This window comes from Pseudomonas xanthosomatis (assembly GCF_019139835.1).
GTDB classification, from domain to species: domain Bacteria; phylum Pseudomonadota; class Gammaproteobacteria; order Pseudomonadales; family Pseudomonadaceae; genus Aquipseudomonas; species Aquipseudomonas fakonensis.
In genome coordinates this window covers 4,336,533-4,359,705 of the sequence record NZ_CP077075.1, presented here as the reverse complement: position 1 = coordinate 4,359,705, position 23,173 = coordinate 4,336,533, and the positions used below count along the sequence as shown (strand labels likewise).

Here is a 23,173-nt window from a genome sequence, read left to right as displayed (position 1 = left end):
CCCTGGCGCGCAGAGGCACCTGCCGGGGTCAGGCCAGGGTGTGTGCTGCTGGGAACCGCAGGGGTGGAGCGCGGGGGATGATGCTGTGGCGCAGGTAGCGTGGCGGGGGTTGCGCCCGGCTGCGCGCGACGATCGGGCCAGGGGCTTTGCCGTGGGCCGGCAGGGGCGTCCAGCCGTGGCTGGCAAGGGGCACGGCCAGGGCGAACGAGGAGCACACCGGGCAGTCGAGCTGGGCCATGTGCTGGTCGCTGCCGCTGGGGGCCAGGTCGATTGCGCTCGGCCCGTGGCTGCTGTCCAGTGCGCAGAAACCGCCTTGCAGGCCAGACAGGCTCAGGCCGGACATCTGGCCGTGGTGCAGGCCGCACAGCATCAGGCTGAACAGCACGCTGGCGTATAGCGCCCAGGCGGTCAGCGTGCGGGTTTGGCGGTTGGGTTTCATGGCCGGGGAATCTAGCATTCGGCCACGTCGGGGGCTGGTGTGGTGGATTGTCGCAGGGCGATGTTGTTGGGCCTGCGCATGATGAAAAGCCCACACTGCATATGTGATCGTACAACCGCATGCGCTATGATGACGCCTGTCTATCACTACCAAATGTACAGGGCATGACAGAGCAGCAGGCACAGCCACGCACCCGCCGCAAACCCCGCAGCCTGGCGCAGGAACTGGTCACGGTGCTGACCGAACGCATCCGCAGCGGCCAGCTCAAGCGCGGCGACAAGCTCCCGACCGAATCGCAGATCATGGTCGAGGAGGGCGTCAGCCGCACGGTGGTGCGCGAGGCTATTTCGCGCCTGCAGGCCGCAGGCCAGGTCGAGACCCGTCACGGCATCGGCACCTTCGTGCTGGATGCGCCAGCCACCGGCGGTTTTCGTATCGACCCGGCGACCATCGTCACCCTGCGCGAAGTGTTGTCGGTGCTGGAGCTGCGCATCGCCCTGGAAATCGAATCCGCAGGCCTTGCCGCACTGCGCCGCGACGACGAGCAGCTGGCCGGCATGCGCGCCGCGCTGGATGAGCTCAACGAGGGCGCGGCGCATGCTTCGGATGCGGTGTCGGCGGACTTCCAGTTCCACCTGCGTATCGCCCAGGCCAGCGGCAACCACTACTTCGCCGACATCATCCACCACCTGGGCACCAGCATCATCCCGCGCACCCGGCTCAATTCGGCGCGCCTGGCGCATGATGACCAGGCCCACTACATGGGCCGTCTGATGCACGAGCATGAAGCGATCTTCGAAGCCATTGCCCGGCGTGACAGCGAAGGGGCGAAAATGGCCATGCGCCTGCACCTGAGCAACAGCCGCGAGCGCCTGCGCCAGGCCCATGAAGAGGCCGAGGCGCAAGGCGTCTGACGCCTGCGCCGGCCTCTTCGCGGGTAAACCCGCTCCCACATCAGGCAACGGGTGACCCCTGTGGGAGCAGGTTTACCCGCGAAGAGGCCGGTACAGGCACAAAAAAGCCCCGCATATGCGGGGCTTTCTCATATCAAGGCACTCAGAGCGCCTTGTCGCTCCAGTGGCCGTTCACCAGGCGGCGCAGCCCCAGGGGGTTGCCGTCGCGCAGGGCTTCAGGCAGCAGCGCCTGCGGGTAGTTCTGGTAGCACACCGGGCGCAGGAAGCGGTCGATGGCCAGGGTGCCCACAGAGGTACCGCGGGCATCGGAGGTGGCCGGGTACGGGCCGCCGTGGACCATCGCCTCGCACACCTCGACACCGGTCGGGTAGCCGTTGACCAGAATGCGCCCGACTTTTTCCTCCAGCAGCGGCACCAGCCAGGCGAAGGCTTCGAAGTCCTCGGCCTCGCCGATCAGCGTGGCGGTCAGCTGGCCGCGCAGGCCCAGGAGGGCATCACGCAGTTGCGCGTTGTCCTTCACTTCAACGGCCACGGTGGCCGGGCCGAACACTTCTTCCTGCAGCAGCGGGTCGGCGTTCACCAGCAGGCTGGCATCGGCCTTGAACAGCTGGGCGCGGGCCTGGCTGCCTTCCTGAGCCTGGCCGGCCAGGTGCTGGATGCCAGCGTGGGCGCCCAGGTGCTCCAGGCCGCCAACGTAGCTGCGCAGGCCGCCGGCGTTGAGCATGGTTTGCCCGGCCTGCTGGTCGAGGTGCTGGCCCAGTTCGCCCAGCAGTTGAGTAAAGGCCGGCGACTGCAGGCCGATGACCATGCCCGGGTTGGTGCAGAACTGCCCGGCACCCATGCACACGGAACCTGCCAATTCACGGGCGATGGCTTCGCCGCGCTTGGCCAGGGCGCCTGGCAGCACGATCACCGGGTTGATGCTGGACATCTCGGCGAACACCGGGATCGGCTGCGGGCGCTCGGCGGCCATGCGGCACAGGGCGTCGCCACCTTTGAGCGAACCAGTGAAGCCTACGGCCTGGATGGCCGGGTGCTTGACCAGCCACTCGCCTACGCCACCGCCGAACACCATGTTGAACACGCCCTTGGGCATGCCGGTACGCTCGGCGGCGCGCACGATGGCGCAGCCCACCAGGTCGGCGGTGGCCATGTGGCCGCTGTGGGCCTTGAACACCACCGGGCAACCGGCGGCCAGTGCGGCGGCGGTGTCACCGCCAGCGGTGGAGAAGGCCAGCGGGAAGTTGCTGGCACCGAACACGGCCACCGGGCCGACGCCGATGCGCATCTGGCGCAGGTCTACACGTGGCAGTGGCTGGCGATCCGGCAGGGCCAGGTCGATGCGCGCACCGAGGTAGTCGCCGCGGCGCAGTACCTGGGCGAACAGGCGCATCTGGCCGCTGGTGCGGCCGCGCTCGCCCTGGATGCGCGCAGCAGGCAGGGCGGTTTCGCGGCAGACGATGGCGACGAAGCTGTCGTCCAGCTCGTCCAGTTCGGCGGCGATGGCTTCGAGGAATTCGGCGCGGCGCGCCGGGGCCAGCTGGCGGAATTCGGCGAAGGCGCCGGCAGCGGCCTTGGCAGCCTGGTCGACTTCCTGCTCGGTGGCTTGCACGAAGCTGTAGGGCAGGGCCTCGCCAGTGGTGGCGTCCAGGCTCTGCAGGCGCTGCGGGCCGGCGGCGCTGCGCTGGCCGGCGATGAAGTTGTGGCCGAGGATGTCAGGCATGGGGTGCTCCTGTAGTCACTGAAGGAAGAATGCTGTCTGGGCAGGTTCGCTTGGCCCGTGTGGGAGCGGGTTCACCCGCGAAACAGGCGACTCGGTGCGTGGCACCGGCTCTGCCGGTGTTCGCGAGCGAACTCGCTCCCACAGGGATCGCGACACACTGGGAAATCGTCATCAGGTAATGGGTGCCGGGTTGAACAGGGTGATGTCGTTGTGCAGCCCGTGCTTTTCGGCCCAGGTCTGCTTGCGGCCGCTGGCCACGTCCAGGTAGTAGTGGAACAGCTCCCAGCCCAGCTCCTCGATGCTCGAACGGCCGCTGGCGATGCGCCCGGCGTCGATGTCGATCAGGTCGGGCCAGCGCTGGGCCAGCTCGGTACGGGTGCACACCTTGACCACCGGCGCCATGGCCAGGCCATACGGGGTGCCGCGGCCGGTGGTGAACACGTGCAGGTTCATGCCGGCCGCCAGCTGCAGGGTGCCGCAGACGAAGTCGCTGGCCGGCGTTGCGCAGAAAATCAGGCCCTTGTGGCTGACCCGCTCGCCTGGGCCGACCACGCCCTGGATGGCGCCGCTGCCGGACTTGACGATCGACCCCAGGGATTTTTCGACGATGTTCGACAAGCCGCCCTTCTTGTTGCCGGGGGTGGTGTTGGCGCTGCGGTCGGCGGCGCCCTGTTGCAGGTAGCGGTCGTACCAGTCCATCTCGCGCACCAGCGCCTCGGCCACTTCCGGGGTTTCGGCGCGGGAGGTGAGCATGTAGATGGCGTCGCGCACCTCGGTCACTTCCGAGAACAAGACGGTGGCGCCGGCGCGCACCAGCAGGTCGGCGGCATAGCCCAGGGCCGGGTTGGCGGTGATGCCGCTGAAGGCGTCACTGCCGCCGCACTGCATGCCCAGGATCAGCTCGCTGGCCGGCACGGTTTCACGGCGGCGCTGGTCGAGCTTCTTCAGCCGGGTTTCGGCCAGTTGCATGATCTGCTCGATCATCTCGACGAAGCCCAGCGAGGCGTCCTGCAGGCGGTACAGCCAGGGCTCGCTGAGGTCGACCGACAGGTCGCCCTCGTGCATCACCTGGCCGGCCTGAAGCTTTTCGCAGCCCAGGCTGATCACCAGCGCTTCGCCGCCCAGGTTGGGGTTGCGCGCCAGGTTGCGCACGGTACGGATCGGGATGTACGCGTCGCGGGCGTTGATCGCCACGCCGCAGCCGTAGCTGTGGGTCAGGGCGACCACGTCATCGACGTTGGGGTATTTGGGCAGCAGTTCGCTGCGGATGCGCTTGACCGCGTGGTCGAGCACGCCGGTGACGCATTGCACGGTGGTGGTGATGCCGAGGATGTTGCGGGTACCCACGGTGCCGTCGGCGTTGCGGTAACCCTCGAAGGTGAAGCCTTCGAGTGGTGGCAGGGCGGCGGGCACGGCGTCGCAGCGCGGCAGGCTGTCGAGCTCGGGGGCGGCTGGCATGTCCAGCTGATCTTCCTTGACCCAGCTGCCCTGGCGCAGCAGTTCGCGGGCGTAGCCGATAACCTGGCCGTAACGGCGCACCGGGGCCCCGGGTTGAATGTCGACAGTGGCCACCTTGTGGCTTTGTGGTACGCCTTCGACCAGGGTCAGGCCGTCGGCGAAACGGGCGCCTTCGCCCAGGCCGCCATCGTTGACCACCACCACGACATTGTCGTCATCGTGCAGGCGGACGTAGCGGGGCGACTCGGAATGTTCGATCAACTGCATGGTCAGGCCCTTCTTGTCATTTCTTTCAGGCTTTTATACGGCCACCGGCGCCGGGGTGAGCGGCGCCGGGGTATTTCGGTTACTGGCGCGAACCTGCCAGTTCAGCGTTTGGGGCAGCGTCCTGCTTTGGGTCGTCTTTAAGCTCGATACGTTTGATCGGGCCGACGATCACCAGGTAGCTGAACACCGCCACCAGTGCGTTGGCGCCTACATACACCAGGGCCCACTTGAACGAACCGGTGGCGCTGATGATGTAGCCGATGACGATTGGCGTGGTGATCGAGGCGATGTTGCCGAAGGTGTTGAACAGGCCACCCGACAGGCCGGCGATCTGCTTGGGCGAGGTGTCGGCCACCACGGCCCAGCCGAGGGCGCCGATGCCCTTGCCGAAGAATGCCAGGGTCATGAAGCCCACAACCATCCATTCAGCATCGACATAGTTGCAGAACACCATGGTGGTGGACAGCAACAGGCCGCAGACGATCGGCAGCTTGCGCGAGAAGGTCAGCGAGTTGCCGCGGCGCAGCAGCCAGTCGGAGATCACCCCGCCCAGCACGCCGCCGATGAAGCCGCAAATGGCCGGCAGCGAGGCGATGAAGCCGGCTTTGAGGATGGTCATGCCGCGTTCCTGCACCAGGTATACCGGGAACCAGGTGAGGAAGAAGTAGGTGATGGCGTTGATGCAGTACTGGCCCAGGTACACGCCCAGCAGCATGCGGCTGGTCAGCAGTTGCTTGATGTAACCCCATTTCGGGCCATCGTTGCCGCGCTTCTGGTCCATGTCCACCAGGCCGCCGTTCTGCTCGATGTGCTGCAGTTCATCGGCGCTGATGCGCGGGTGCTGGCGCGGGTTGTAGATGGTCTTCATCCACACCGCCGAGAACACGATGCCCAGCGCGCCCATCACCACGAACACGTGCTCCCAGCCGAAGGTGAACACGATCCAGCCCATGATCGGGGCGAACAGGGCAGTGGCGAAGTATTGCGCCGAGTTGAAGATCGCCGAGGCGGTGCCGCGCTCTTGCGTGGGGAACCAGGCCGCGACGATCCGGGCATTGCCGGGGAACGACGGGGCTTCGGCGAAACCGACCAGAAAGCGCAGGGTGAACAGGGTGACGACTGCCCAGGCCACCGGCAGGCCGCCGACGAAACCTTGCAGCAGGGTGAACAGCGACCAGGTGAAGATGCTGAAGGCGTAGACGTTTTTCGAGCCGAAACGGTCGAGCAGCCAGCCGCCGGGGATTTGCCCGGCCACGTAGGCCCAGCCGAATGCGGAGAAGATGTAGCCGAGGGTGACGGCGTCGATGCCAAGGTCTTTTTGCAGGCTGGAGCCGGCAATGGCGATGGTGGCGCGGTCTGCGTAGTTGATGGTGGTCACCAGGAACAGCATCAACAGAATCAGGTAGCGCACATGCGTTTTTTTCGCTTGCATGCTGGTAACTCCCACTAGTTATTTTTTTTGCGGGCTTGCTTTGTATTGTCAGCGCCAGGGCAGGGCGCGGGAACCGCTTCGCGGCCCATTGCAGGCAGGTATCTGCGACCACACATGAAGGTGGCGCGCCATCCCTGGCTGCGATGGGCCGCTTGGCGGGTCCTGGGTGTTACAGGCCTTGCGGGCCCATTTTGTCCATCAGCGCGGCGAGCATCTCGTACTCTTGTGCGGTCAGGTCGGTCAGCGGGGTACGCACCGGGCCTGCGTCGTAACCGGCAATCTTGGCGCCGGCCTTGACGATGCTCACGGCATAGCCGGCCTTGCGGTTGCGGATGTCCAGGTACGGCAGGAAGAAATCGTCGATCAGCTTGCCAACGGTTGCGTGATCGTCACGGGCGATGGCGTGGTAGAAGTCCATCGCGGTCTTGGGTACGAAGTTGAACACCGCCGAGGAGTACACCGGTACACCGAGGGCTTTGTAGGCGGCAGCATACACCTCGGCGGTAGGCAGGCCACCCAGGTAGCTGAAACGATCACCCAGGCGGCGACGGATCGACACCATCAGCTCGATGTCGCCCAGGCCATCCTTGTAGCCGATCAGGTTCGGGCAGCGCTCGGCGAGTTTTTCCAGCAGGTCGGCGTTCAGGCGGCAGACGTTGCGGTTGTACACCACCACGCCGATGTTGACCGACTTGCACACCGCTTCAACGTGGGCGGCAACGCCGTCCTGGCTGGCTTCGGTCAGGTAGTGCGGCAGCAGCAGCAGGCCCTTGGCACCCAGGCGCTCGGCTTCTTGTGCGTACTCGATGGCCTGGCGGGTAGAGCCGCCGACGCCGGCGAGGATCGGTACCGAGGTGGCGCAGGTGTCGACAGCAGTCTTGATTACCTGGCTGTACTCGCTGGCGGCCAGGGAGAAGAACTCACCGGTGCCGCCGGCGGCGAACAGGGCGCTGGCGCCGTAAGGGGCGAGCCATTCCAGGCGCTTGATGTAGCCAGCCTGGTTGAAGTCGCCCTGGGCATTGAAGTCGGTGACCGGGAAGGACAGCAGGCCGTGGGAGAGGATGGATTTCAGTTCTTGTGGAGTCATTGTTGTTGGCATCCTGTGGCGCTTGGGTGAAGGGTGTTGTTCTGCGTTGGAGGTAAGTTATCGTACAACTTGTACGATGACTAGCCCCTGTGAGCAGAAATTTTTGCAGGTGGGTGGGCAGGGCAGACCTCATCGCCGGCAAGCCGGCTCCTACAGGATAAGCGCAGCCCTTGTAGGGGCAGGCTTGCCGGCGATAGGGCCGGAGCAGGCGCAAGAAATGACGACCGGTTAAGTCATCGTATCTCTTGGTGGGTGGGGAGGACGGTTGTAGCCGGCTTGCCGGCGATAGGGTCGGCGCAGGCAACGAAAAATGATGACTTGAAGCGGAAAAAAAGATCGCGAAGACAGGCACAAGCCCGCCGCCCGCAGCCACGGGAGGTGTTCTGGGACCAGCAGAGGGTGACCGTGGTAACGGGGGCGACCTTGCGCCGCCCCGCGATCAAAGCTAACGAAGCTTCAGACGATCAAGCAGCCTGATGGCGCTTGACCTGGGACTTGCGAACCTGGGCGCGGCAGGCGTCGCCGAAGGCCTGGAACATCTTGATCGAGTCGGGGTTCTTCGCCGCCTGCCACTCCGGGTGCCACTGCACCGCGAACAGGAAGGGCGAAATGCTCGGGGCGTGGATCGCCTCGACCAGGCCGTCTTCGGCGTGGGCGATCGCCTCGATGCCGGCACCCAGCTTGCGCAGGCCCTGGCCGTGCAGCGAATTGACGCGGATTTCGTCGGTACCCAGAGTGTCGCGCAGCCAGCTGCCTGGCTTGATCTTCACCCCGTGCACCTGGGCGTACTGCACCTCGACCGGGTCTTCTGGGTTTTCGCGGTGGTCGTTGAAACCAGGCTCGGCGTAGACCTTCTGGTAGATGTCACCGCCCAGGGCCACGTTGATTTCCTGCATGCCGCGGCAGATGCCGAAGATCGGCAGGCCACGCTTGAGGGCAGCCTTGACCAGCGGGATGTCGAACAGGTCGCGGTTCTGGTCCTGGCCTTTGCCGGGGGTCTGGTTTTCCTGGCCATACAGGGCCGGGTCGATATTGCTGCCAGCGCCGGTCAGGTACACGCCGTCGGCCATGTCCAGGTAGGTTTCCAGGTCGTCAGTGCCGCAGCAGGTGGGCACCAGCACCGGAACGCAATCGGAGAACTCGACCAGCGGGGTGATGTATTTGTGGGTCATGACCTGATAGTCATGGCCTTTGCGCTCCTGGCTGCCCATGGTCATCAGGACGACGGGTTTGCGCAGGGTGGGTTGTTTGCTGCCAATGTTGCTGTTGGACATATGTCACCTTGGGACAGGTCATGCCTGTCGTTGTTGTGCAGGCGCACGGCCGGGGCCATGGGTGCAGCCTGGAGCCCCGAGCACTGCCGGCCCGCCTTCGCGGCGATTCCGGTCGGGGCCTTGGCTCTAGATTGCCAGAGCCGTTCGATATGTCAAACGAGTGGCAGTGGGGTTGGGCGCCGGTTTTCGGGGGATTGGGGCGTTCGGCGCCTTTGCCGACAAGGGTTTGACAGGGGCTTGGGTCAATAATATTTAACGACGCAGTCGGGTCTTTGCGTGGCTGCAATGAAGCCGGTGCCATGCACTGCGTCACTTGATTCGCGGGGAAACCCGCTCCCGCAGGGACGGTGCTGGCTGCTCAATGACGAGCATGGCTGCATGGCGCACGTTGTGATTGTTCCAAGAGGCAGGGCCTGGCCCGTGGACACTTTGACAGATGGCAGGCATTCGCGGGACATTCCTGTGCGTTGCGCTGTAGCCGACCCAATACCAATAAAAGGAGCTCCAGATGTCCGCACCTTCCGCCAGCCCCCTTGTGCGCGTACCGTTCGCCGAGTTGCAGGGGCTGTTGCAGGTAATCTTGCAACGCCATGGGTGCAGTGAAGGGGTGGCCGCCGTGCTCGCCCACAACTGCGCCAGCGCCCAGCGTGACGGTGCCCACAGCCATGGCGTGTTCCGCATCCCCGGTTACGTATCGACCCTGGCCAGTGGCTGGGTGGATGGCAAGGCTGCGCCGCAGGTCAGCGATGTGGCGTCGGGCTATGTGCGGGTGGATGCCGCCGGCGGCTTCGCCCAGCCAGCCCTGGCGGCGGCACGCGAGCAACTGGTGCACAAGGCGCGCCAGGCGGGTATCGCCGTGCTGGCGATTCACAACTCGCACCACTTCGCCGCGCTGTGGCCGGATGTCGAGCCTTTCGCCGACGAGGGCCTGGTGGCCCTGAGCGTGGTCAACAGCATGACCTGCGTGGTGCCGCATGGCGCGCGTCAGCCGCTGTTCGGCACTAACCCCATCGCCTTCGCCGCGCCTTGCGCCGGGCATGCCCCCATCGTCTTCGACATGGCCACCAGCGCCATGGCCCATGGCGACGTGCAGATTGCCGCGCGTGCCGGGCAGCGCTTGCCCGAAGGCATGGGCGTGGATGCCCAGGGCCTGCCGACTACCGACCCGCAGGCCATTCTGCAGGGCGGGGCGCTGTTACCGTTCGGCGGGCACAAGGGCTCGGCGCTGTCGATGATGGTCGAGCTGCTGGCGGCGGCGCTGACCGGCGGCAATTTCTCTTGGGAGTTCGACTGGGCCAGCCACCCTGGGGCCAAGACCCCGTGGACCGGGCAACTGATCATCGTCATCGACCCGGGCAAGGCCGAGGGCCAGCGTTTCGCCCAGCGCAGCCGGGAGCTTGTGGAGCAGATGCAGGCGGCGGGGCTTAGCCGTATGCCGGGCGAGCGGCGTTACCGCGAGCGCGAAGTGGCGTTGCGTGAGGGTGTGGCCTTGAGCGTGCAGGAACTGGCGGATTTAAAAGAACTGGCTGGTTGACTCGATCCCTGTAGGAGCGGCCTTGTGCCGCGAAAGGGGCGCGCAGCGGCCCTGGCAATTTGCATGAGGCCAAGATCCTGGGGCCGCTTCGCAGCCCTTTCGAGGCACAAGGCCGCTCCTACAGGGGATTGCAGCCGCGCATCCGGCACCTTGCACATTCAATGATGTTCCTGCGCCGTCACTGCGGGTATTCTCTGGGCACGCTTTCCCGAACTGTCCTGATTTCCAAGGAGCTGCACGCTGTGTTCAAACATGTCGATGCCTATGCCGGCGACCCGATCCTTTCGCTGATGGAAACCTTCAAGGCCGACCCGCGCGCCGACAAGGTCAACCTGAGTATCGGCCTGTATTACGACGAAGCCGGCGTGGTGCCGCAGCTGGCAGCGGTCGATGCGGTGGAAAAACGCATCGCCGGCCAGCCCCACGAAGCTTCGCTGTACCTGCCGATGGAGGGCCTGGCCGCCTACCGCCAGGCTATCCAGGCGCTGCTGTTCGGCAGCGACCACCCGGCTGTGGCCGATGGCCGCGTGGCCACCGTGCAAACCGTCGGCGGCTCCGGCGCGCTGAAAGTCGGTGCCGACTTCCTCAAGCGCTACTTTGCAGGCTCCGAAGTCTGGGTCAGCAACCCGACCTGGGACAACCATCGCGCCATCTTCGAAGGCGCAGGCTTCAAGGTGCACAGCTACCCGTATTTCGACGACGCCACCCGCGGTGTCGACTTTGCCGGCATGCTCGCGACCCTGAACACCCTGCCGGCCAACAGCATCGTGCTGCTGCACCCGTGCTGCCACAACCCCACTGGTGTCGACCTCAGCCAGAACCAGTGGCAGCAGGTGGTCGAGGTGGTCAAGGCACGCCAGCTGATCCCGTTCCTCGATATCGCCTACCAGGGCTTCGGTGAAGGCCTGGTCGAAGACGCCTTCGCCATCCGCGAAATGGCCCGTGCCGGCGTACCGTGCCTGGTCAGCAACTCGTTCTCGAAAATCTTCTCGCTGTACGGCGAGCGGGTAGGGGGCCTGTCGGTGGTCTGCGATGACGCCGCCACCGCCGTCAGCGTGCTCGGCCAGCTCAAGGCCACCGTGCGCCGCAACTATTCAAGCCCCCCCGCGTTCGGCGCGCAGCTGGTGGCCGGCGTGCTCGGCGATGCCACCCTCAACGCCCAGTGGGCGGCTGAGGTGGAGGTGATGCGCAAGCGTATCCTCGACATGCGCCAGGGCCTGGTCGACCTGCTCGGCGAACTGCTGCCGGGCCAGGACTTCCAGTTCTTCCTGCGCCAGCGCGGCATGTTCAGCTACACAGGCTTTAGCGTCGAGCAGGTTCGCCGCCTGCGTGACGAGTTTGGCGTGTACCTGATCGATAGTGGCCGGGTGTGCATGTCCGGCCTGCGCCCCGCCAACCTGCGCCAGGTGGCCGAGGCCTTTGCGGCCGTTCAGAAGTAAGCCTGCATAAAGGCCAATCGCCGGCAAGCCGGCTCCTGCACAAACCAGTGTAGGAGCCGGCTTGTCGGCAATTGGGCCAGTCCGGCACCCCCCCTTTCTTGTACAGACAAGTGCAACCGTCCCTCGGACGGGGCTTCCCCAAGTGCAACCTTTGCATGCACAATCGCGCCCCTCTTTATCCGGTTGAGTTGGGCGAAACGTCTATTTCGCCATTCTCAGCCTGTTGCAGTCTTGCGAGTGGAGCTTCACCCGGAATGAATGAGCAGGCCCCAAGCGTTGAACAACGCTTTGCAGAATCGACCCCCGCCACCCTCGGCAGCTGGTCGCGTCACGACACCACCTGGATGCTGGGCCTGTTCGGCACAGCCATCGGCGCAGGCACCCTGTTCCTGCCGATCAACGCAGGCCTGGGCGGCTTCTGGCCGCTGTTGATCCTCGCCGCGCTGGCCTTCCCCATGACCTACTTCGCCCACCGCGGCCTGACCCGCTTCGTGCTCTCCGGGCAGAAGGGCGGCGACATCACCGACGTGGTCGAGGAGCATTTCGGCATCACCGCCGGTGCGCTGATCACCGTGCTGTACTTCTTCGCCATCTTCCCCATCCTGCTTATCTATAGCGTGGCGCTGACCAACACCGTCAGCAGCTTCATGGAGCACCAGCTGCACATCGCCCCGCCTCCGCGGGCGATCTTGTCGTTCGTGCTGATTCTCGGCCTGCTGGCCATCGTGCGCTGCGGCGAGCAGGCCACGGTCAAGGTCATGAGCCTGCTGGTCTACCCGTTCATCGTCGCCCTGGCGCTGCTGGCCCTGTACCTGGTGCCGCACTGGACCGGTGGCATTCTCGACACCGCAAGCCAGGTGCCGTCGGGTTCGGCCTTCCTGCACACCGTGTGGCTGGCCATCCCGGTGATGGTGTTCTCGTTCAACCACTCGCCGATCATCTCGGCCTTTGCCGTCGACCAGAAGCGCCGCTACGGCGAGCACGCCGATGAGCGCAGCGGGCAGATCCTGCGCCGCGCCCACCTGCTGATGGTGTTGATGGTGCTGTTCTTCGTGTTCAGCTGCGTGCTCACCCTGAGCAGCGCCCAGCTGGCCGAAGCCAAGGCGCAGAACCTGTCGATCCTGTCGTACCTGGCCAACCACTTCGACCAGCCGACTATCGCCTTCGCCGCACCGCTGATCGCCTTCATCGCCATTGCCAAGTCGTTCCTGGGCCACTACATCGGTGCCAGCGAGGGCCTCAAGGGCATGATCGTCAAGGCCGGCATGCGCCCGGGCGCCAAGGCCATGGACCGTGTGGTTGCCGCGATCATGCTGGTGGTGTGCTGGATCGTCGCCACCCTCAACCCGAGCATCCTCGGCATGATCGAGTCCCTCGGCGGGCCGATCATCGCGGTGCTGTTGTTCCTGATGCCGATGTACGCCATCCGTCGCGTGCCGTCGATGCGCAAGTACAGCGGCGCGCTGTCCAACCTGTTCGTGGTGGTCATCGGCCTGGTGGCGCTGACCTCGGTGGTGTACGGCCTGCTGGGCTGATTGCAGTGCTGCTATAGGAAATGTCCGGGTCGGCTGTAGCCACCCGGACATTTTTTTGTCCACAGAAATTGTCCGGCAATAAAACAATTTCGGCTTTGCTTATAGGCACTTGCGCCGCTTCATGCTTAACTCGGGGTCTTTTTCCAACCCGTACTAAGGATGATTTCCCATGGCTCAAGTGACTCTCAAAGGCGGCCCGGTTCAGGTCAGCGGCAACCTGCCACAGGCCGGCGCCCAGGCTCCTGCCTTCTCCCTGGTCGCTGGTGACCTGTCGAACAAGTCGCTGGCCGACTTCGCCGGCAAGCGCAAGGTGCTGAACATCTTCCCAAGCGTCGATACCCCGACCTGCGCCACCTCGGTACGCAAGTTCAACGCCCAGGCCAACGCCGTGGCCAACACCGTGGTGCTGTGCATCTCGGCCGACCTGCCGTTCGCCCAGGCACGCTTCTGCGGCGCCGAAGGCCTGGAAAACGTCCAGAATCTGTCCACCCTGCGTGGTGCCGAGTTCCTGCAGAACTACGGCGTTGCCATCGCCGACGGCCCGCTGGCCGGCCTGGCCGCCCGTGCTGTCGTGGTACTGGACGAAAACGACAAGGTGCTGCACAGCGAGCTGGTTGCTGAAATCGCCGACGAGCCGAACTACGACGCCGCGCTGGCGGTACTGAAGTAACACGCACGCCAGGGGCCCGTGGGAGCGGGCTTGCCCCGCGATTGCGTTTTGCCCGTTCTAACGCTATCGCGGGGCAAGCCCGCTCCCACGTTGTTACCCCTGTCATCTGTTGAAACGGCCTGGCCCCCACACCAGGCCGTTTTCATTTAAAGTCTGCCCGCCGACCAACGTCAGCCAAAGGTAAAACACTGGTAAAGCCGCTTTGCTAAAACGGTGCCAGTGCTTATCGTTCACGCTCTCCACGCCCGTCTTCCTTGAACAAGGTTCGTTCGACCCATGCAAGTGTCCAATTCCCGTTCCCCCCGTCGCTGGCTGTTCGGCCTGCTGATCCTGCTGCTGGTGGCCCTGCTGGCCTGGTGGCTGTGGCCCGCAAAGACCGTGCACGAGCAAGCCGCAAGCGGCGGGCGCCCGGGCAAGGGCGCGGCCATGGGCCTGGGCGGGCGAGGGCGGCCGGGCTTCGGCGCATCGTCCGACCCGGTGCCGGTACGTGTGGAACCGGTCAAGGTCGGCGACTTCCCGCTGTACTACAAGGCCCTGGGCACCGTCACCGCCACCAACACGGTCAATGTGCGCAGCCGGGTAGCCGGCGAGCTGGTAAAAATCCACTTCAAGGAAGGCCAGCAGGTCAAGGCCGGCGACCTGCTCGCTGAAATCGACCCGCGCCCGTACCGCATCGCCCTGCAGCAGGCCGAAGGCACCCTGGCGCAGAACCAGGCACAGTTGAAAAACGCCCAGGTTGACCTGGCCCGCTATAAAGGCCTGTACGCCGAAGACAGCATCGCCAAGCAGACCCTCGATACCGCCGAAGCGCAGGTGGCGCAGTTCCAGGGCCTGGTGAAAACCAACCAGGCAGCAGTCAACGACGCGCGCCTGAACCTCGATTTCACCCAGATCCGCGCACCGCTCACCGGCCGCCTGGGCCTGCGCCAGCTTGACCTGGGCAACCTGGTGGCGGCCAATGACACCACTGCGCTGGTGGTGATCACCCAGACCGAGCCGATCAGCGTGGCCTTCACCCTGCCGGAAACCGAGCTGGACACCGTGCTCGAGCGCTACCGCAGTGGCGCCAGCCTGCCAGTCGAAGCCTGGGACCGTGGCGATCGCAAGCTGCAGGCGACCGGCGTGCTGGGCAGCCTGGACAACCAGATCGACACCACCACCGGCACCCTGAAGTTCAAGGGCACCTTCCAGAATAAGGACAACGCCTTGTTCCCCAACCAGTTCGTCAACGTGCGCCTGCTTGCCGACACCCTCAAGCAGGTGGTGCTGGCTCCGGCTGCGGCCATCCAGTTCGGCAACGACGGCACCTTCGCCTATGTGGTCAACCAAGAGAACACGGTGAATATCCGCAAGCTCAAGGTGGGCGCCAGCGATGGCCAGAACAGCGTGATCGTCGAGGGCCTGGCCGCCGGCGACCGGCTTGTGCTCGAAGGCACCGACCGGCTGCGCGAAGGCACCAAGGTCGAAGTGGTCGAAGACAGCTCGCAAGTGCCGACCACCCCGGGCCAGCACCTGCAGGGCCAGGACGCCAAGGGTTCGGCCCAGGCCGGTGAATCGGGCATCAAGGCGGGCGCATGAACCTCTCGCGCCTGTTCATCCTCCGCCCGGTCGCCACCACGCTGAGCATGCTGGCCATCGTCCTGGCCGGCCTGATCGCCTATAAAATGCTGCCGGTGGCAGCCTTGCCCCAGGTCGACTACCCGACCATCCGGGTCATGACCCTGTACCCCGGCGCTAGCCCGCAGGTCATGACCAGCGCCGTCACCGCCCCGCTGGAGCGCCAGTTCGGGCAAATGCCCGGCCTTGAACAGATGGCCTCGACCAGCTCCGGCGGCGCCTCGGTGCTGACCCTGCGCTTCAGCCTCGACATGAACATGGACGTTGCCGAGCAACAGGTGCAGGCCGCCATCAACGCCGCCAGCAACCTGCTGCCCAGCGACCTGCCGGCACCGCCGGTGTACAACAAGGTCAACCCGGCCGACACCCCGGTGCTGACCCTGGCCATTTCGTCCAAGACCATGCCGTTGCCCAAGCTCAACGACCTGGTCGACACCCGCGTGGCGCAGAAGATCGCCCAGATCAGCGGCGTGGGCATGGTCAGCATCGCCGGTGGCCAGCGCCAGGCCGTGCGCATCAAGGTCAACGTCGACGCCCTGGCCGCCAACGGCCTGAACCTGGACGACGTGCGCACGCTCATCGGCGCCTCCAACGTCAACCAGCCCAAGGGCAACTTCGACGGCCCCACCCGGGTGTCGATGCTCGATGCCAACGACCAGCTGCGCTCGCCCGAGGAATACGCCAACCTCATCCTCAAGTACAACAACGGTGCACCACTGCGCCTGAAGGACGTCGCCGAAATCGTCGACGGCGCCGAGAACGAGCGCCTGGCCGCCTGGGCCAACCAGAACGAAGCGGTGCTGCTGAACATCCAGCGCCAACCCGGGGCCAACGTCATAGAGGTGGTCGACCGCATCAAGGAACTGCTGCCATCGATCACCGACAACCTGCCGGCGGGCCTGGACGTCAGCGTGCTCACCGACCGCACCCAGACCATCCGCGCCGCCGTGCGTGATGTGCAGCACGAACTGCTGTTCGCCATCGCCCTGGTGGTGATGGTGACCTTCCTGTTCCTGCGCCGGGTCAGCGCAACCATCATTCCGTCTATCGCCGTGCCGCTGTCGCTGATCGGCACCTTTGGCGTGATGTACCTGGCAGGTTTTTCGATCAACAACCTGACCTTGATGGCCCTGACCATCGCCACCGGTTTTGTGGTGGACGACGCCATCGTCATGCTGGAGAACATCTCCCGCCACATCGAAGAAGGCCAAACCCCGCTGCAGGCGGCGCTCAAGGGCGCGCGGCAGATCGGCTTCACCCTGGTTTCGCTGACCTTCTCGCTGATCGCGGTGCTGATCCCGCTGCTGTTCATGGCCGATGTGGTGGGGCGGCTGTTCCGCGAGTTCGCCATCACCCTGGCGGTGGCCATTCTCATTTCGCTGGTGGTGTCGCTGACCCTGACCCCGATGATGTGCGCGCGGCTGCTCAAGCGCGAACCCAAGGAAGAAGAGCAGGGGCGCTTCTACCGCGCCAGCGGCGCCTGGATCGACTGGCTGATCAAGCACTACGCCAGCGCCCTGACCTGGGTACTCAAGCGCCAGCCGCTGACCCTGCTGGTGGCCGTGGCCACCCTGGCGCTGACCGTGGTGCTTTACCTGATCGTGCCCAAGGGCTTCTTCCCGGTGCAGGACACCGGGGTCATCCAGGGTATTTCCGAGGCGCCCCAGGCCACCTCGTTCGCCGCCATGAGCCAGCGCCAGCAGTCCATGGCCGAAGTCATCCTGAAAGACCCGGCGGTGCAGAGCCTGTCCTCTTACATTGGTGTGGACGGCGACAACGCCACCCTCAACAGCGGCCGCCTGCTGATCAACCTCAAGCCCCACGGCGAGCGCGACCTGACCGCCGAGCAAGTGATTGCACGCCTGCAACCGCAGCTCGACCGCCTGGTGGGCATTCGCCTGTTCATGCAGCCGGTGCAGGACCTGAGCATCGAGGACCGGGTCAGCCGCACCCAGTACCAGTTCAGCCTCAGCTCCCCCGACGCCGACATGCTCGCCGAGTGGAGCGCCAAGCTGGTGCAGGCACTGCAGCAGCGCCCGGAGCTGCAGGATGTTGCCAGCGACCTGCAGGACAAGGGCCTGCAGGTGTACCTGGTGATCGATCGCGACATGGCAAGCCGTCTAGGCATCAGCGTGTCGCAGATCACCAACGCGCTGTACGACGCCTTCGGCCAGCGGCAGATTTCCACCATCTACACCCAGGCCAGCCAGTACCGCGTGGTGCTGCAGTCGCAGACCGCCGCATCGCTTGGGCCCAAGGCGCTGGAGTCGATCCACGTCAAGGCCACCGACGGCGGCCAGGTACGCCTGTCGGCGCTGGCGCGCATCGAGCAGCGCCAGGCGCAGCTGGCCATTTCGCACCTCGGCCAGTTCCCGGCGGTGACCCTGTCGTTCAACCTGGGCTCCGGCGCCTCCCTGGGCGAGGCGGTCAAGGTGATCGAGCAGGTGCAGCAGGACATCGGCATGCCGATCGGTGTGCAAACCCGCTTCCAAGGCGCCGCCGAGGCGTTCCAGGCGTCGCTGTCGAGCACCTTGCTGTTGGTGCTGGCGGCGGTGGTGACCATGTACATCGTGCTGGGGGTGCTGTACGAGAGCTACATCCACCCGGTGACCATCCTCTCGACGCTGCCCTCGGCGGCAGTCGGCGCCTTGCTGGCGTTGCTGCTCAGCGGCAATGACTTAGGCATGATCGCCATCATCGGCATCATCCTGCTTATCGGCATCGTCAAGAAGAACGCGATCATGATGATCGACTTTGCCCTCGAGGCCGAACGGCACCAGGGCATGAGCCCGCAGGACGCCATCTACCAGGCAGCGCTGCTGCGCTTCCGGCCGATCCTCATGACCACCCTGGCCGCGCTGTTCGGCGCCGTGCCGCTGATGCTGGCCACCGGCTCCGGCGCCGAACTGCGCCAGCCGCTGGGCCTGGTGATGGTCGGCGGCTTGCTGGTGAGCCAGGTGCTGACCCTGTTCACCACCCCGGTGATCTACCTGTACTTCGACCGCCTGGCACGCCGCTGGCGGCCAGCAGGTGGTACGCAGCAGGCTGACGCATGAACCTGTCCGGACCATTCATTCGCCGGCCGGTAGCCACCATGCTGCTGAGCCTGGCGATCATGCTGCTGGGCGGGGTCAGCTTCAACCTGTTGCCGGTGTCGCCGCTGCCGCAGATGGACTTCCCGGTGATCGTGGTCAGCGCCAACCTGGCCGGGGCCAGCCCCGAGGTAATGGCCTCCACCGTGGCTACGCCGCTGGAGCGCAAGCTGGGCAGTATCGCCGGGGTCACCACGCTGACCAGCAGCTCCAACCAGGGCTCCACCCGGGTGATCATCGGCTTCGAGCTGGGCCGCGACATCGACGGCGCCGCCCGCGAGGTGCAGGCGGCCATCAATGCTTCGCGCAACCTGTTGCCCAGCGGCATGCGCAGCATGCCCACCTACAAGAAGATCAACCCGTCCCAGGCGCCGATCATGGTGCTGTCGCTGACCAGCGACGTGCTGGCCAAGGGGCAGCTGTACGACCTGGCCGACACCATCCTCTCGCAGAGCCTGGCCCAGGTCAGCGGGGTAGGCGAGGTGCAGATCGGCGGCAGTTCGCTGCCGGCAGTGCGCATCGAGCTGGAGCCCCAGTTGCTCAACCAGTACGGCCTGGCCCTGGACGACGTGCGCACGGCGGTGGCCAACGCCAACCAGCGCCGGCCCATGGGCTTTGTCGAGGACCACGAGCGCAACTGGCAGGTGCGCGCCAACGACCAGCTGGAAAAGGCCGAGGACTACAAGCCGCTGGTGATCCGCCAGCAGAACGGCGCCATCCTGCGCCTGAGCGATGTGGCCAAGGTCAGCGATGGCGTCGAGAACCGCTACAACAGCGGCTTCTTCAACGACGAAGCGGCCGTGCTGCTGGTGGTCAACCGCCAGTCCGGCGCCAACATCATCCAGACCGTCGAGCAGATCAAGGCACAGCTGCCGGCCCTGCAGTCGCTGCTGCCGGCCAGCGTCAAGCTGGACATCGCCATGGACCGCTCGCCGGTGATCAAGGCCACCCTCAAGGAGGCCGAACACACCCTGCTGATCGCCGTGGTGCTGGTGATCCTGGTGGTCTACCTGTTCCTTGGCAACTTCCGCGCATCCTTGATCCCAAGCCTTGCCGTGCCGGTGTCACTGGTGGGTACTTTTGCGGTCATGTACCTGTGCGGGTTCTCGCTGAACAACCTGTCGCTGATGGCGCTGATTTTGGCCACAGGCCTGGTGGTGGACGATGCCATCGTGGTGCTGGAGAACATCTCGCGGCATATCGAGAACGGCGAAAACCCGCTCAGCGCAGCGTTCAAGGGCGCCAAAGAGGTGGGTTTCACGCTGCTTTCGATGAACGTGTCGCTGGTGGCGGTGTTCGTCTCGATCCTGTTCATGGGCGGCATCGTGCGCGGGCTGTTCATGGAGTTCTCGATCACCCTGGCGGCGGCGATCATTGTTTCGCTGGTAGTGTCGCTCACCTTGACGCCGATGCTCTGCTCGCGCTGGCTCAAGGTGCACGGTGCCCATGAGCAGACCCGCCTGCAACGCTTCAGCGAGGGTATTCACCAGCGCATGGTCGCAGGCTACGACAAGAGCCTGGGCTGGGCCCTGCGCCATCGCCGGCTGACCCTGCTCAGCCTGTTGGCGACCATCGTGCTCAACGTCGTGCTGTACGTGGTGGTGCCCAAGACCCTGATGCCGCAGCAGGACACCGGCCAGCTGCAAGGCTTTGTGCGCGGCGACGACGGCCTGTCGTTCAGCGTCATGCAACCGAAAATGGAAACCTACCGCCGCGCGCTGCTCAAGGACCCGGCGGTGCAGAGCGTGGCCGGCTTCATCGGCGGCAACAGCGGCACCAACAACGCCTTCATGCTGGTACGCCTCAAGCCCATCGCCGAGCGCAAGCAAAGCGCGCAGCAGGTCATCGAGCGGCTGCGCAAGGAAATGCCCAAGGTGCCCGGCGGGCGGTTGTTCCTGATGGCCGACCAGGACCTGCAACTGGGCGGCGGTGGCCGTGACCAGAGCACCTCGCAGTACCTCTACACCCTGCAAAGCGGTGACCTGGCCGCATTGCGCGAGTGGTTCCCGAAGGTGGTCGCCGAGCTGCGCAAGCTGCCTGAGCTGACCGCCATCGACGCCCGCGACGGCGCCGGCACCCAGCAGGTGACCCTGGTGGTCGACCGCGACCAGGCCAAGCGCCTGGGCATCGACATGGACATGGTCACCGCGGTGCTCAACAACGCCTACAGCCAGCGGCAGATCTCGACCATCTACGACAGCCTCAACCAGTACCAGGTGGTGCTGGAGATCAACCCGAAGTACGCCTGGGACCCAAGCACACTGGAGCAGGTGCAGGTGATCACCGCCGACGGTGCACGGGTGCCGCTGTCGAGCTTTGCCCGCTACGAGAACAGCCTGGCCAGCGACCGCGTCAGCCACGAAGGCCAGTTCGCCTCCGAAGACATCAACTTCGATGTCGCCGAAGGCTACAGCCCCGACCAGGCCATGGCTGCGCTGGAGCGCACCGTGGCCAAGGTCGGCCTGCCGGAATCGGTGATCGCCAAACTGGGCGGTACCGCCGACGCCTTCAGCAAGACCACCTCAGGCCAGCCGCTGATGATCCTCGGCGCGCTGCTGCTGGTGTACCTGGTGCTGGGCATCCTCTACGAAAGCTACATCCACCCGCTGACCATCCTCAGCACCCTGCCTTCGGCCGGGGTCGGCGCCTTGCTGGCGTTGTACCTGACCGGCGGCGAGTTCAGCCTGATCTCGTTGCTGGGGTTGTTCCTGTTGATTGGCGTGGTGAAGAAGAACGCCATCCTGATGATCGATTTGGCCTTGCAGCTGGAACGCAACGATGGCCTGTCGCCGGAGGAGTCGATCCGCCGCGCCTGCCTGCTGCGCCTGCGGCCGATCCTGATGACCACCCTGGCCGCCATGCTTGGCGCACTGCCGCTGCTGCTGAGCAGCGCCGAGGGCGCCGAGATGCGCAAGCCGCTGGGCCTGACCATTCTTGGCGGCCTGGTGTTCAGCCAGGTGCTTACGCTGTACACAACGCCTGTGGTTTACCTGTACCTCGACCGCCTGCGCCACCGTTTCAACCGTTGGCGCGGCGTGCGCACCGACGCTGCCCTGGATACCCCGCTATGACCTTTGCCCACACCTGCATTCACCGCGCCCTCAAGGTGCTGACCCAGGGCCGCGGCTCGCGCCTGCTCGGCGCCGGCCTGTGCGTGGCGATGCTCAGCGCCTGTACCCTGAGCCCCGACTACCACCGCCCGGAGCTGAGCACCGCGGCGCAGTTCAAGCAGGCCGAAGGCTGGACCCAGGCCAAGCCGTCCGACGCCATCGCCCGAGGCGCCTGGTGGGAGCTGTACGGTGACGCGCAGCTCAATGGCCTGGTCGAGGAACTGAACCGCAGCAACCAGACCGTTGCGCAAGCCGAGGCCCAGTACCGCCAGGCCCAGGCGTTGGTGCGCAGCAGCCGCGCCTCGCTGTTCCCGTCGCTTGACCTGACCGCCGGCAAGACCCGTTCGGCCCAGGGCACCGGCAGCTCGAGCTCGAGCCTTTCGAACAACAGCAGCGGCATCCGTGACACCTACAACGCCCAGTTGGGCGTGAGCTGGGAGATCGACCTGTGGGGCAAGCTGCGCGAAACCCTCAATGCCAACGAGGCCAGCGCCCAGGCGAGCCTGGCCGACATGGCCTCGATCCGCCTGAGCCAGCAGTCGGAGCTGGTGCAGAACTACCTGCAGTTGCGGGTGATCGATGAGCAGAAGCGTTTGCTGGAGGCCACCGTGGCGGCCTATGAGCGCTCGCTGAAAATGACCGAAAACCAGTATCGCGCCGGTGTTTCCGGCCCTGATGCGGTGGCCCAGGCGCGCACCCAGCTCAAGAGCACCCAGGCCGACCTGATCGACCTTGCCTGGCAGCGCGCCCAGTACGAGAACGCGATTGCCGTGCTGATGGGCAAGGCCCCGGCTGATTTCGCACTGGCTGCAAGCGACAGCATCCCGACCTTGCCGGACGTTCCTGTATCGCTGCCCTCGCAACTGTTGGAGCGCCGCCCTGACATCGCGGCGGCCGAGCGCAATGTCATGGCCGCCAACGCCAATATCGGCGTGTCCCGCGCGGCGTACTTCCCGGACTTGTCGCTTAGCATGAGCGGTGGCTATTCGAGCAGCAGCTTCAACAACTGGATCGAGTTGCCGAACCGTTACTGGTCGGTGGGGCCGCAGTTGGCGTTGACCTTGTTTGACGCTGGCAAGCGCAGCGCTGAGGTGGACCGCACGGTTGCAGCTTATGACCAGACCGTGGCGCAGTATCGGCAGACGGTGCTGGATGGCTTCAAGGAGGTCGAGAATTACCTGGTGCAGTTGAAGGTGTATGGCGATGAGGCGGTGGTTCGCCAGGAGGCCCTGGAGGCGGCCCGTGAGTCGCTGCGCTTGACCGAGAACCAGTACAAGGCGGGGTTGATCGGGTATCTGGATGTGGTCAATGTGCAGACTACGGCTTTGAGCAATGAGCGCAGTGTGCTGACGCTGTTGCAGGGGCGGTTGTTGGCCAGTGTGCAGTTGATTGCTGCTTTGGGTGGGGGGTGGGATGCCGAGCGGGCTTTCGCTGACGCGGATTGAGGGTGTATTCCTGTGGGGGCGTGGTGAGGCCCTTGCGGGCGGCGCATTTCTGAGGGCTGAGGCTATTGCCTGTTGATATGGTTTAGTTGGTTTGGTTGGTTTTGAAAGTTGTATGTGCATTCATTATTTGTAGTGAC

Annotated in this window: 15 protein-coding genes; 9 read left to right on the top strand and 6 right to left on the bottom strand. The window is 65.1% G+C overall.

All coding sequences use genetic code 11. The annotated features are described in order from the left end of the window. Nucleotides 1-28: 28 nt before the first annotated feature. Nucleotides 29-439 carry a DUF2946 family protein gene (locus KSS93_RS19125; protein WP_217885522.1) on the bottom strand — a complete coding sequence of 137 codons (411 nt, stop codon included), beginning with the start codon at nt 437-439 and terminating at the stop codon, nt 29-31. A gap of 164 nt (nt 440-603) precedes the next feature. On the opposite strand from KSS93_RS19125, the gene KSS93_RS19120 reads away from it, so the two are divergent. Continuing rightward, nucleotides 604-1,353: a FadR/GntR family transcriptional regulator gene (locus tag KSS93_RS19120; RefSeq protein WP_217885521.1), complete on the top strand. Its 750-nt coding sequence runs from the start codon at nt 604-606 to the stop codon at nt 1,351-1,353. Between the two features lie 142 nt (nt 1,354-1,495). On the opposite strand, the gene KSS93_RS19115 is transcribed toward KSS93_RS19120, so the two are convergent. From KSS93_RS19115 to KSS93_RS19095, 5 genes are all read right to left on the bottom strand, one after another. After that, complete coding sequence (locus tag KSS93_RS19115) at nt 1,496-3,076, bottom strand: aldehyde dehydrogenase (NADP(+)) (RefSeq protein ID WP_217885520.1); 1,581 nt, start codon at nt 3,074-3,076, stop codon at nt 1,496-1,498. Nucleotides 3,077-3,247: 171 nt separating this feature from the next. After that, a complete protein-coding gene (garD, locus tag KSS93_RS19110) occupies nt 3,248-4,801 on the bottom strand; it encodes a galactarate dehydratase (protein ID WP_217838841.1) in 1,554 nt (517 codons plus the stop codon). Nucleotides 4,802-4,880: 79 nt separating this feature from the next. Next, nucleotides 4,881-6,233 (bottom strand): MFS transporter, encoded by a 1,353-nt coding sequence (locus KSS93_RS19105; RefSeq protein WP_217885519.1) that lies wholly within the window; start codon nt 6,231-6,233, stop codon nt 4,881-4,883. 169 nt (nt 6,234-6,402) lie between these two features. Further along, entirely contained in the window at nt 6,403-7,320 is a 918-nt protein-coding gene (gene kdgD, locus KSS93_RS19100) for a 5-dehydro-4-deoxyglucarate dehydratase (RefSeq protein ID WP_217838839.1), read from the bottom strand. Nucleotides 7,321-7,784: 464 nt separating this feature from the next. Further along, entirely contained in the window at nt 7,785-8,594 is an 810-nt protein-coding gene (locus KSS93_RS19095; RefSeq protein ID WP_217885518.1) for a gamma-glutamyl-gamma-aminobutyrate hydrolase family protein, read from the bottom strand. A gap of 508 nt (nt 8,595-9,102) precedes the next feature. Between KSS93_RS19095 and KSS93_RS19090 the strand changes: the two genes are divergently transcribed. From KSS93_RS19090 to KSS93_RS19055, 8 genes are all read left to right on the top strand, one after another. Further along, nucleotides 9,103-10,128 carry an Ldh family oxidoreductase gene (locus KSS93_RS19090; RefSeq protein WP_217885517.1) on the top strand — a complete coding sequence of 342 codons (1,026 nt, stop codon included), beginning with the start codon at nt 9,103-9,105 and terminating at the stop codon, nt 10,126-10,128. A gap of 242 nt (nt 10,129-10,370) precedes the next feature. Continuing rightward, nucleotides 10,371-11,567 (top strand): amino acid aminotransferase, encoded by a 1,197-nt coding sequence (locus KSS93_RS19085; RefSeq protein WP_217885516.1) that lies wholly within the window; start codon nt 10,371-10,373, stop codon nt 11,565-11,567. Nucleotides 11,568-11,821: 254 nt separating this feature from the next. Beyond that, complete coding sequence (locus KSS93_RS19080) at nt 11,822-13,102, top strand: serine/threonine transporter (protein WP_217885515.1); 1,281 nt, start codon at nt 11,822-11,824, stop codon at nt 13,100-13,102. Nucleotides 13,103-13,271: 169 nt separating this feature from the next. After that, a complete protein-coding gene (gene tpx / locus KSS93_RS19075; RefSeq protein WP_217838833.1) occupies nt 13,272-13,772 on the top strand; it encodes a thiol peroxidase in 501 nt (166 codons plus the stop codon). Between the two features lie 276 nt (nt 13,773-14,048). Next, nucleotides 14,049-15,350, top strand: coding sequence for an MdtA/MuxA family multidrug efflux RND transporter periplasmic adaptor subunit (locus tag KSS93_RS19070; RefSeq protein WP_217885514.1), 1,302 nt, complete (start codon nt 14,049-14,051; stop codon nt 15,348-15,350). Next, nucleotides 15,347-18,445 (top strand): MdtB/MuxB family multidrug efflux RND transporter permease subunit, encoded by a 3,099-nt coding sequence (locus KSS93_RS19065; protein WP_217885513.1) that lies wholly within the window; start codon nt 15,347-15,349, stop codon nt 18,443-18,445. The genes KSS93_RS19070 and KSS93_RS19065 overlap by 4 nt, the downstream gene beginning before the upstream one ends. Then, complete coding sequence (locus tag KSS93_RS19060; protein ID WP_217885512.1) at nt 18,442-21,552, top strand: efflux RND transporter permease subunit; 3,111 nt, start codon at nt 18,442-18,444, stop codon at nt 21,550-21,552. Before KSS93_RS19065 ends, KSS93_RS19060 begins: the two co-directional genes overlap by 4 nt. Next, entirely contained in the window at nt 21,549-23,036 is a 1,488-nt protein-coding gene (locus KSS93_RS19055; protein WP_217885511.1) for an efflux transporter outer membrane subunit, read from the top strand. The genes KSS93_RS19060 and KSS93_RS19055 overlap by 4 nt, the downstream gene beginning before the upstream one ends. The last annotated feature ends 137 nt before the right edge of the window (nt 23,037-23,173 follow it).